This is a genomic window from Amycolatopsis eburnea (assembly GCF_003937945.1).
Lineage (GTDB): Bacteria > Actinomycetota > Actinomycetes > Mycobacteriales > Pseudonocardiaceae > Amycolatopsis > Amycolatopsis eburnea.
The window spans coordinates 629,541-639,989 of record NZ_RSEC01000061.1; the positions used below are offsets into that span (position 1 = coordinate 629,541).

Genomic DNA, 10,449 nt, shown 5'->3' on the forward strand with positions numbered 1-10,449 from the left:
GTGCGGCCGAGCGGTTGACGGACCTGCCTGGTGGGTTGGCGGCTTTCGCGCCTCTGCCGGGCGGAACCACGGTGGCGCTGATCGGCCCGGGGCCGGCGGACGACGGGCCATCGGGTGTCGATGGCCCGCACCGGCCTGTCGGCCCCCGGCCCGATCGGCTGCTTGAGGTGCCCACCCGTGCCGTCGGCGAGGCCGGGCCGGGCCCGATCACGGGAGCGGCCACTGGCCCCCGGCCCGATCGGCTGCTTGACGCGCCGACGCGTGCCGTCGGCGCGGTCGGCGAGGCCGGGCCGGGCCCGGTCAGGGAAGCGACCACCGCCGCCCGCCCCGATCGGCTCTGGCTGCTCGACCTCCCGGCCCGCGCCGTCCACGCGATCGGCGACCTCGGCCACCGCCATGTCCGCGAAGTCGCCCCGAGACCCGACGGCCAGACCCTCGCCGTCCTCACCTGGGCCACCGCCGAGCGCAACCCCGGCGTCTTCGCACCCGGCCTGTTCCTCGTCGACGTCACCACCGGCGCCACCGAAGACCTCGGCACCCCCGCGCTGGAAGCCGCCGACCTCGTCTGGTGGCGCCAAGAAAACACCTGGCAGCTCGCCTACCGCGGCCTCACCCCACCCGCGCTCGTGGGCGGCCACGCGATCTTCGCCGTCCCCGGCCACCGCAACCTCACCGCTCGGATGACCTCCTGCCCGATCGCACTCGCACCGGGCCCGCACGCGTTGTTCGCCGACGGCCTGGACACCACGATCCGCCGCCTCGACTCCGCCACCGGAACCTTCGTCGAAGCCGAGCGGGCCCGCGGCTCCCTGACCGGCCTCAGCGTCAGCGAAGCAGGCACCTTCGCCGTCATCGCCGGCGCCGGGAACGCACCCGAGGAAGTCCGGACGCACCGCACGATCAGCCGGACCGGACCCACGGGAATCCGCTGGGGCACCCAAGAACGCCTGCACTACCCAGCGGAAGACGGCACCGACCTCGACGGCCTCCTCGTCCTCCCGCCGGGCAGGACGGACGGCCCGTTCCCCCTGGTGACCCTCGTCCACGGCGGCCCGTACGACCGCTACGCCGACCGCCTCAACCTGGGCTGGTACCCCTCCGGCCAGTGGCTCGCCGCCGCCGGGTTCGCCGTCTTCCTGCCGAACCCGCGGGGCAGCATGGGCCGGGGACACGCCTTCGCCGCCGAGGTCGCCGGAGACGTCGGCGGGGCGGAGTTCGGCGACGTCGAAAGCGGCATCGACCTGCTCGTGGAACGCGGGATCGCCGACGAGAGCCGGCTCGGGATCGGCGGCTGGAGCCACGGTGGCTTCTTCGCCGCGTGGGCCGTCGCGCGCACCGATCGCTTCAAAGCCGCCGTCGTGGGCGCCGGGGTCATCGACTGGCCCCTCCTCGCCGAGACCGGGGAGCACAGCCGGTTCGAGGCCGCGCTGGGCGGGAAGGAGAACAGCCCGATCACCCACGCGCACCGGATCCGGACGCCCGTGCTCATCCTGCACGGCGAAGCCGACACCAACGTCCCGCTCTCGCAGGCCGAACTCCTGCACGACGCCCTCGGCGACCGCGAGCACGAGTTCGTGGTCTACCCCGGGGAGAACCACTCGATCCGCGGCCGCGACCACCAGATCGACGTCCTGCACCGCACGCGCGAGTGGTTCTCCCGGTGGCTCACACCTGCTCGCCCAGCTTGAACTCCGCCTCGCCGGTGCTGAAGGAGAACCCGTCCGCGCCGATGGTGACGTCGGCTTCACGCGGCTCGGACCGGGCCAGCACCGGCTGGACGGCGCCGTCGAGGTCCAGCACCACCGACGCGTCGGTGTACCAGCTCGGCACCACCGGGTTGCCCCACCAGTCGCGGCGCTGGTTGTCGTGGACGTCCCAGGTGATCACCGGGTTGTCCGGGTCGCCGGTGTAGTAGTCGTGGGTGTAGATCTCGATGCGGTGCCCGTCGGGATCGCGCACGTACAGGTAGAACGCGTTCGACACACCGTGCCGGCCCGGGCCCCGCTCGATCATGCCGGACTTCCGCAGGGCGCCCAGGTGGTCGCAGATGTGCAGGATCTGGTGCCGCTCGTGCGAGGCGAACGCGATGTGGTGCAGCCGCGGCCCGTCGCCGCCGGTCAGGGCGACGTCGTGGACCGTCGGCTTGCGGAACAGCCAGGCCGCGTACACCGTGCCCTCGTCGTCCTGGATGTCCTCCGACACGCGGAAACCCAGGCCCTCGTAGTACTTCCGGGCCGCCGGGACGTCCGGGGTGTCGAGGTTGAAGTGGTCCAAGCGCGACAGCGCGCCGGCGCCGTGGACGTCGTAGCGCTGCGTGAACCGCTCGACGTGCTCGGCCTCGTGGAAGAACTCCACCGGGAACCCGAGCGGGTCGAGGATCCGCACCGCCTCGCCGATGCCGCGCGTGGCGCCCGCCGGACGGCGGTCCACCCGCACGCCCAGCTCGCGGTAGTACGCCTCGGCGAGGTCGAGGTCACCGGGCGTGCGCACCCGGTAGGCCAGCACCCCCAGCGCGGGCGCCGGCCCCTTGCGCAGCACCAGCGAATGGTGGAGGTACTCCTCGAACGCCCGCAGGTACAGCGCGTCGGCGTCCTCGTGGGTGACGACGAGCCCGAGCACGTCGACGTAGAACTCCCGCGACGCCACCAGATCGGTGACGACGAGCTCGGCGTACGCGCAGCGGATGACGTCCGGCGGCGTTGCGGTCATGACTGTCCCTTCTGGACGGTGCCGAAGCGGGCGGTGTGCACCGGCCCGAGCGAGACGTGGATCGCCTGCTGGTGGGTGTAGAAGTCGAGCGAGCGGTAGCCGCCTTCGTGACCGAGGCCGGACGCCTTGACCCCGCCGAACGGCGTCCGCAGGTCGCGGACGTTGTGCGAGTTCAGCCAGACCATCCCGGCCTCGACCGACTGCGCGAAGGTGTGCGCCCGCTGCAGGTTCGACGTCCAGAGGTACGCGGCCAGCCCGTACTTGACGTCGTTGGCCAGCGCCAGCGCCTCGGCTTCGGTGTCGAACGGCGTCAGCGCGACGACCGGCCCGAAGATCTCCTCCTGGAAGATCCGCGCGGTCGGCGGCACATCGGCGAACACCGTCGGCGCCACGTAGTTGCCGCTGTCCAAACCGGACGGACGTCCGCCGCCGGCCAGCAGCCGGCCTTCGGACTTGCCCAGCTCGACGTAGCGCATCACCTTGTCGTAGTGCTCGGGGTGCACCAGCGCGCCGACCTCGGTGGCCGGGTCGTGCGGGTCGCCCACGACGATGTTCCGCGCCCGCTCGGCGTACCGCGCGCAGAACTCGTCGTAGACCGGCCGCTCGACGAGGATCCGGCTGCCCGCGGTGCAGCGCTCGCCGTTGAGGGAGAATACGCCGAAGAGCGTCGAGTCGAGCGCGGCGTCGAGGTCGGCGTCGGCGAACACGATGGCCGGGGACTTGCCGCCCAGCTCCATCGACATGCCCTTGAGGTGCGCCGCGCAGTTGCGGTAGATCGTCTGCCCGGTCGTGGTCTCGCCGGTGAACGAGATCAGCGGGACGTCGGGGTGCTTGACCAGCGCGTCGCCCGCCTCCTCCCCGAAGCCGTTGACCAGGTTGAAGACCCCGTCGGGCAGCCCGGCGCCGGCGAAGATCTCCGCCCACAGGCTCGCCGACAGCGGCGTGAACTCGGCCGGCTTGAGCACCACCGTGCAGCCCGACGCCAGTGCCGGCGCGAGCTTCCAGCTCTCCAGCATGAAGGGCGTGTTCCACGGCGTGATCAGCCCGGCCACCCCGACCGGCTTGCGGTGCACGTAGTTCACCTGCCGGCCGGGCACCTGGTAGGTGTCGTCGGCCTGGGCGACGACGAGGTCGGCGAAGAACCGGAAGTTCTCGGCCGCGCGCTGCGCCTGCCCGAGCGCCTGGGTGATCGGCAGCCCGGTGTCGAACGTCTCCAGCTCGGCCAGCCGCTTGTCCTGCGCCTCGACGGCGTCGGCGATCTTGTTCAGCACCCGGGCCCGCGCCCGGGGCAGCAGGCGCGGCCACGGCCCGTCGGTGAACGCCGTGCGCGCCGCCGCGACCGCGCGGTCGACGTCTTCGGCCTGGCCCGCGGCCGCCGTGACGTACGGGGTGTTGGACACCGGGTCGAGCACGTCGAACGTCTTGCCCGACACGCTGTCGACCAGTTCGCCGCCGATGTAGTGCTTCAGCTCGCCCGGCAGTCCTTCCGGGACGTAGTGGCTCATTGCTTTCCTTCCACGGTGTAGCCCTCGACCGGGCTGAGGTACGGAGCCCCTTCGGCCATCAGGTCCTTGATCCGCGCGATGCCGGCGTCGGTCGGGGTGATCAGCGGCGGCCGCACGTGCCCGGAGGCGATCAGCCCGCGCTGTTCGAGGACCCACTTCCCGGGCGCCGGGTTCGTCTCGACGAACAGCAGGTCGACCAGCGGGTGCAGGCCGTAGTGGAGTTCCCGCGCCCGCTCGTGGTCGCCGGACTGCCACGCGGTGTACATCTCCGCGCAGGCGGCCGGGGCGATGTTGGCCGTCGCGCTGACGAACCCGGCGCCGCCGAGGGCCAGCAGCGGCAGGCACAGCAGCTCGATGCCCGACCACACGAGCAGGCTGCGGCCGCACAGGTGCAGCACGCGGGAGAAGTGCTCGAAGTCCTTCGTCGTCTCCTTGATCCCGACGAAGTTGTCGCACGAGCGGAACAGCCGTGCGACGGTCTCCGGCGCGAGGTCGACCGCGGTCCGGCTGGGCACGTTGTAGGCGATGATCGGCAGGTCCGGGAACTCCCGGCAGACCGTGCGGTACCAGACGAACAGCGCGTCCTGGGTGGGCCGCGCGTAGTACGGCGTGATGACGAGCGCGGCGTCGATCCCGGCGTCCCGGGCGATGCCCGTCAGTTCCAGGGTCTCGTCGAGCTTCGCCGAACCGGTGCCCGGCACGAACGGCACGCGGTCGCCGACCGCGCTGGCCACCGTGCGGATCGCCGCGGCGCGTTCGGCGATGGTCTGGGAGCCGGGTTCGCCGGTGGAGCCGCCGATCGAGATGCCGTGCGAGCCCGAGGCGAGCTGCCAGCGCACGAGGTTCTCGAGACCGCCGTGGTCGACGGCCCCCTCGGCGGTGAACGGCGTCATCAGCGGCGCGATCGACCCGCGGATGGCCTGGGGATCGGAGCGGAAGCGCATGGGTTTCCCTTCTGGGTCAGTGGCGGCGGTAGGCGAGGAACGCGTCCAGGGTGGCCAGCCGGTGGGCGCGGACGGCCTGCTCGACCTCGGCGGCGGGTGCGCCGGTCTCGAGCAGGGCGAGGATGGCTTCGTGCTCGGCGACCGACTCGCGGGCCCGGCCGGGCACGAAGCTGAACGTCGAGGACCGCAGGCCGCTCAGCCGGTCCCAGCCGCGCCGGACCAGGTCGAGGACCTGCGGGTTGGGACAGGCGCTGAACAGCACGGCGTGGAAGTCGCGGTTGAGCCCGGTGAACCGGGCCGGTTCGAAGTGCCCGAGGCAGTCCGCCAGCTCGGCGTTCAGCGCACGGGCCTCGGCCAGCGCGCCGGGCGGCAGCACGGGGGCGGCGAGCGCGGCGGCGTACCCCTCGACCAGCGCGAGGGTCTGCATCGTGTGCTGGTACAGGCTTTCGTCGACCATCGCGACCTGCGCGCCGACGTTGCGCTCGAAGGTCACCAGTCCCTCGGCTTCCAGCAGCCGGATCGCCTCGCGGATCGGGACGACGCTGACGCCGAGCTCCTGGGCGAGCTGGCCGAGGACGAGGCGGTAGCCGGGGGAGAAGGTGCCGTCGGCGATCCGGGCCTTGATCCACTCGTAGGCGATCCGCGACTTGCTCATCGCGGTGCCGTTCACCGTTTCGCGAGCCATGCGGCGTACCTCCCGCGCCAGTGCTCGTCCATCGGGTAGAGGCCTTCGACGCGTTCGCCGGCGGCGACCTGCTCGGCGATGAACGTCTCCTGCAGCTCCTGCTCGATCGCGGCTTCGACGACCTCTTCGACCAGGTCCGGCGGGATGACCAGCACCCCGTCGGCGTCGCCGGCGATCACGTCGCCGGGGCAGACGGCCGCGCCACCGCAGGCGATCGCGACGTCGACGTCCCACGGCACGTGCCGTCGGCCGAGCACCGCGGGGTGCGGTCCCGCGTGGTAGGTGGGGATGTCCAAAGCGGACACCGCGGCGAGGTCGCGCACCCCGCCGTCGGTGACGATCCCGGCCGCGCCGCGCACCTGGGCCCGCAGCGCGAGGATGTCGCCGACGGTGCCGGTGCCGCGTTCGCCGCGGGCCTCCATGACGAGGACGTCACCGGGGCCGAGCGCGTCGATCGCCCGCTTCTGCGCGTTGTAGCCGCCGCCGCGGGACTTGAACAGGTCTTCGCGGTAGGGCAGGTACCGCAGGGTCCGGGCCCGGCCGGTCAGCCGGGTGCCGGGCCGGGTCGAGGTGAGACCGTCGATGGACACCGCGTTGTAGCCGCGCTTGCGCAGTTGCGCGGACAGCGTCGCGGTGCCGACGGACTCGATCTTCGCACGCAGCTCCGGCGTGAGTTCGAAACCCGGCTCGGCCGTGCCGTAGGCGTCCGCGCGTTGCTGCTCGTCGGTGCGGGGGAGCGCGCCGAACGGTCCGAACGGGACGGTGCCCGCGACGATCGGGGTCACCAGCCGGCCGGTGCTGAGCCCGTCGCCGTCTACCTCGACCTCGACGACGTCGCCGGGGACGGCGACCGACGCGCCCGCGGGCGTGCCGGTCAGGACGACGTCGCCGGGTTCGAGGGTGATCAGCTGCGAGAGGTCGGCGACCAGCCTGCCGAAATCGAAGAGCAGGTCTCCGGTGGTGTCCTCCTGGACCAGTTCGCCGTTGAGCCAGGTGCGCAGCCGCAGCGCGGCCGGGTCGACGCCGTCGGCGGGCAGGACTTCGGGCCCGAGCGGGGTGAAGCCGTCACCGCCCTTCGAGCGCAGGTTGCTGCCCTTGTCGGCGTAGCGCAGGTCGTAGACGCCGAAGTCGTTGGCCGCGGTGACCCCGCCGACGTACGACCAGCCTTCGCCGGGCGCGACGCGGCGGGCGGTGCGGCCGATGACCAGTGCGATCTCGCCTTCGAAGCCCAGCAGCTCGGTCCCGGCCGGGCGTTCGAGCACGGCGCCGCTCGCCGCCACGGACGTCGGCGGCTTGAGGAAGTACGACGGCTGGGCAGGCACCCGGCCGCGCTGGGCGGCGCGGGAGCGGTAGTTGAGGTGCAGCGCGATGATCTTGCCGGGCCGCTGCGCAAGGGTCGTCATCCGTGGTCCTGCCTGCCGGTTCGAAGAAGGTATCTTAAATAATATACGATCTGCGGCGCGGGGAAACCCCCTTTCACCCGCCGTAGTGGAGCCAGACGGACTTGGTCTCGGTGTAGGCGTCGAGCGCCCAGGGGCCCATTTCACGACCCCAGCCGGAGGCCTTGTAGCCGCCCCACGGCGCCGCCATGTCCGGGATCGGCGGCATGTTGACGAAGACCGCGCCGGCCCGGATGCCGTCGGCGTAGCGCTGGGCCGTGCGCAGGTCGCGGGTCCACACCGTCGCCGCGAGCCCGTACTCGGTGTCGTTGGCGCGGGCGAGCGGCTCGTCGCCGTCGTCGTAGGCCGTCACGGCCAGCACCGGCCCGAAGATCTCCTCGCGCATGATGGCCATGTCGTCGCGGACCCCGGCGAAGAGCGTCGGGGTGTAGAAGTAGCCGTCGCCGTCGACCGGGTTGCCGCCGGTGACCACGTCGGCACCCTGATCGCGGCCGGTGCCGACCAGGAAGTCGACGTGCTCGCGGTGCTTCGCCGACACCAGCGGGCCGAGCTGCGTGGTCTCCTCGGTACCCGGCCCGAGCCGCAGCCCTTCCAGGCCGCGCGCCATCTTCTCGACGAACTCCTGCTCGCGCTTGCGGTCGACGTAGAAGCGCGTGTACGCGGCGCAGACCTGGCCGGTGTTGAGCGTCGCCCCGGCGAGGTTGCCCGCGACGGCGGCGTCGATGTCGGCGTCGGCCGCGATGATGCTGGGGGCCTTCCCACCGAGCTCGAGGGTGAGCCGCTTGAGGTTGGACGCCGCGCTCGCCGCGGTGATCAGCTTCCCGACCGCCGTGGAGCCGGTGTAGGAGACGTGGTCCACGTCCGGGTGCTCGGTCAGCAGCGCGCCGACCGCGCCGTCGCCGGTGACGAGGTTGACCACGCCCGCCGGGATCCCGGCTTCGTGGACCAGTTCGACCAGGCGGATGCTGGTCAGCGGCGTCACCTCGCTGGGCTTGATCACCACCGTGTTGCCGGTCGCCAGTGCCGGCGCGAGCTTCCAGGCGAGGATCATCAGCGGGAAGTTCCACGGCGTGATCAGCGCGTTCACCCCGACCGGCTCGCGGCGGGTGTAGTGCAGGGTGTCCGGGAAGGACACCGGGTTCGTGGTGCCCTGCAGCTTCGTCACCCAGCCCGCGAAGTAGCGGAAGTGCTCCGCCGTGCCGGTCACGCTCACCTGCCGGGAGACCCCGATCGGCTGCCCCTGGTCGAGCGTCTCCAGCCGGGCCAGCTCTTCGTGGTGCCGGTCGACGAGGTCGGCCAGCCGGAACAGCAAAGCGGCGCGCTGGACCGGGAGGAGCCCGGCCCACTCCGGCGCGGTGAGCGCGCGCCGGGCGGCCGCGACGGCGGCGTCGACGTCGGCCCGCGACGCCGTGCCGACCTCTTCGATGACCCGGCCGGTCGCGGGGTCCCGGGTCGGGAGCGCGGCGCCGCCGGCCTCGGTCCACTGTCCGTCGATGCAGAGGCGTGTCGCCATCCCGTTGTCCTCCTCGGCCTGGGGTGAGCCGAGTATCGGGCGGCCGGGCGCCGTGGGTCTTGTCCGCTCCCGCACGCCCGTTGACCGACCGCGAAGGGATGTCACGGGAATTCCGGGCCACGCGCGAGGCTGGAGCGCATGGACGTGATCGTGGTGGGCGCCGGCTCGGCCGGTTCGGTGCTGGCGCGGCGGCTGGTCGACGCGGGCGCGGCGGTGACGCTGCTGGAGGCGGGTGGCGAGGACGTCAACCCGGCGATCCACGACCCCGCGCGGGCGGGGGAGCTGTGGCACGGACCCGAGGACTGGGACCTGTACACGGTCCCGCAGGAGCACGCGGCCGGCCGGCGGCTGCACCTGCCGCGGGGCAAGGTCCTCGGCGGCTCGCACGCGCTCAACGCGATGATCTGGGTCCGCGGCGCGCCCGCCGACTACGACGGCTGGGGCTTGCCCGGCTGGAGCTGGTCCGACGTCGAGCCGGTGTTCGACCGGATCGAGAAGGACCTCCTCGAAGTGGTGCCGAACGAGCCGCTGCACCCGGTCCAGCAGTCCATAGTGGACGCCTGCCGCGCGGTGGGTCTGCCCTTCAATGCGGATTACAACAGCGGAACCCTGGACGGGGTGTCCGTCGAGCGGATCACCTTGCGGGGCGGGAGACGCTTCAACACTTGGCACGCTTACGGCGCTCCGGTGGCCTCGCGGATGACCGTCTACACAGGAGCGCTGGTGCACCGGCTGCGGTTCTCCGGCTCCCGCGTGACCGGCGTCGAGGTCTCCCTCGACGGGGTGCCGCGGGAGCTTTCGGCCGATTTGGTCGTGCTCGCGGCGGGTGCGCTGGCTTCGCCCGCGATCCTGCTGCGCAGCGGCGTCGGCCCGGCGGACGAGCTGGCCGCGCTCGGCATCGAGGTCGTCGCGGACCTGCCCGGGGTCGGGCGCAACCTGCACGATCACCTGCTCTCCCCGGTGATCTTCTCGACGGCCCGCGAGATCTTGCCGTCGCCGGGCCGTCCGGTGACGCAGGTGCACTGGTTCTGGCGCAGCCGGGCCGGGCTCGCGGTGCCGGACACCCAGCCGATCTGCTTCAGCGTGCCGATGTACGAGCCGTGGATGTCCGGGCCGCCGACGGGCTTTTCGCTGATGGCCGGGATGGTGTCGCCGGAGAGCCGGGGGAGCCTGCGGCTGGCGCCGGACGGCTCGCCGCTGATCGACCTCGCGGCCCTGTCGGCACCGGCGGACTTCGAGAGCCTGGTGGCGTCGGTCGAGCAGTGCCTCGAGGTCGGCCGCGCGCCGGCGCTGGCGGAGGAGTGGGGCGCGCGCCCGGTGTACCCGGCGCCGGGCGACGACGTCCGGGAGTACGTACGGCGGACCGCGATCACGTACCACCACCAGGTCGGCACCTGCCGGATGGGCACCGGCGCCGACGCGGTCGTCGACCCGCGGCTGGCGGTGCACGGGTTCGACGGCCTGCTCGTCGCCGACGCGTCGGTGCTGCCCCGGGTGACGACGGGCAACACCAACGCGCCGGCGGTCCTGGTCGGCGAGCAGGCCGCCCACTTCATCCTCGGCGCAAGCTCGTGAGTGTTTAGGGCGGTTCTAACCGCCTGTGCTGTCTCAGGACCTCACGGACAGATGTGTCTCAGGACTTCTCGGACAGTTTGTGGTTGGTGAGGCGTTGGTAGCGTACTGACCTGTCGAG

The 10,449-nt window shown here is 72.3% G+C and carries 8 protein-coding genes; 2 read left to right on the top strand and 6 right to left on the bottom strand.

Annotated features, from left to right (window positions below; all coding sequences use genetic code 11):
• The first annotated feature begins 167 nt into the window (after positions 1-167).
• Positions 168-1,688, top strand: a complete 1,521-nt coding sequence (locus EIY87_RS42125; protein WP_225440382.1) for an alpha/beta hydrolase family protein — start codon at positions 168-170, stop codon at positions 1,686-1,688.
• On the opposite strand, the gene hpaD is transcribed toward EIY87_RS42125, so the two are convergent.
• The 6 genes from hpaD to EIY87_RS42155 all read right to left on the bottom strand — a co-directional run bounded on the left by hpaD (position 1,666) and on the right by EIY87_RS42155 (position 8,756).
• On the bottom strand, positions 1,666-2,709 hold the full coding sequence (hpaD, locus tag EIY87_RS42130; protein WP_125315547.1) for a 3,4-dihydroxyphenylacetate 2,3-dioxygenase: 1,044 nt from the start codon (positions 2,707-2,709) through the stop codon (positions 1,666-1,668). The two genes, EIY87_RS42125 and hpaD, sit on opposite strands and share 23 nt — an antisense overlap.
• A complete protein-coding gene (gene hpaE, locus EIY87_RS42135; RefSeq protein WP_125315548.1) occupies positions 2,706-4,214 on the bottom strand; it encodes a 5-carboxymethyl-2-hydroxymuconate semialdehyde dehydrogenase in 1,509 nt (502 codons plus the stop codon). The genes hpaD and hpaE overlap by 4 nt, the downstream gene beginning before the upstream one ends.
• A complete protein-coding gene (gene dapA / locus EIY87_RS42140; protein ID WP_125315549.1) occupies positions 4,211-5,158 on the bottom strand; it encodes a 4-hydroxy-tetrahydrodipicolinate synthase in 948 nt (315 codons plus the stop codon). The genes hpaE and dapA overlap by 4 nt, the downstream gene beginning before the upstream one ends.
• Before the next feature lie 16 nt (positions 5,159-5,174).
• Complete coding sequence (locus EIY87_RS42145; protein ID WP_125315550.1) at positions 5,175-5,843, bottom strand: GntR family transcriptional regulator; 669 nt, start codon at positions 5,841-5,843, stop codon at positions 5,175-5,177.
• Positions 5,825-7,246 carry a fumarylacetoacetate hydrolase family protein gene (locus EIY87_RS42150; RefSeq protein WP_125315551.1) on the bottom strand — a complete coding sequence of 474 codons (1,422 nt, stop codon included), beginning with the start codon at positions 7,244-7,246 and terminating at the stop codon, positions 5,825-5,827. Before EIY87_RS42150 ends, EIY87_RS42145 begins: the two co-directional genes overlap by 19 nt.
• Before the next feature lie 73 nt (positions 7,247-7,319).
• Positions 7,320-8,756 carry an aldehyde dehydrogenase family protein gene (locus tag EIY87_RS42155; protein WP_125315552.1) on the bottom strand — a complete coding sequence of 479 codons (1,437 nt, stop codon included), beginning with the start codon at positions 8,754-8,756 and terminating at the stop codon, positions 7,320-7,322.
• 138 nt (positions 8,757-8,894) lie between these two features.
• Here EIY87_RS42155 and EIY87_RS42160 point away from each other — a divergent pair, with 138 nt between their 5' ends.
• The gene (locus EIY87_RS42160; protein WP_125315553.1) at positions 8,895-10,331 is read left to right on the top strand and encodes a GMC family oxidoreductase; all 1,437 of its coding nucleotides are present in this window, start codon (positions 8,895-8,897) and stop codon (positions 10,329-10,331) included.
• The last annotated feature ends 118 nt before the right edge of the window (positions 10,332-10,449 follow it).